The sequence below is a fragment of the Vibrio sp. S457-15 genome (genome assembly GCF_000960545.1).
Taxonomy (GTDB): Bacteria; Pseudomonadota; Gammaproteobacteria; order Enterobacterales; family Vibrionaceae; genus Vibrio; species Vibrio parahaemolyticus.
Genome location: NZ_JYOQ01000160.1, coordinates 1 through 357, shown reverse-complemented (window position 1 = coordinate 357; position 357 = coordinate 1). Strand labels below are relative to the sequence as shown.

The following is a 357-nucleotide window of genomic DNA, read 5'->3' as shown; positions in this document are numbered from 1 at the left end:
CGAAAGGTGGCGAACCGCGCATTATATTGCTGAGCTTTCTCGGAGTGTTATTGCCATCTGCTGTTCTGCTTACGCTACCGGTTTTTTCGGTTTCAGGTCTGTCTATTACTGACGCGTTGTTTACCGCGACTTCAGCCATCAGTGTGACTGGGTTGGGTGTGGTCGATACCGGCCAACATTTTACGCTCGCGGGTAAAATTCTTCTGATGTGTTTGATGCAGATCGGCGGCTTAGGGCAAATGACCTTATCTGCGGTGCTGCTCTATATGTTCGGGGTGCGCTTGAGTCTACGTCAGCAAGCGTTAGCCAAAGAAGCACTTGGCCAAGAGAGGCAAGTCAACTTGCGTCGTTTGGTGA

At 50.7% G+C, this 357-nt stretch carries 1 pseudogene; it reads left to right on the top strand.

The features are described from left to right. Nucleotides 1–357, top strand: a pseudogene (locus UF05_RS17055) (potassium transporter TrkG); the annotation flags it as partial.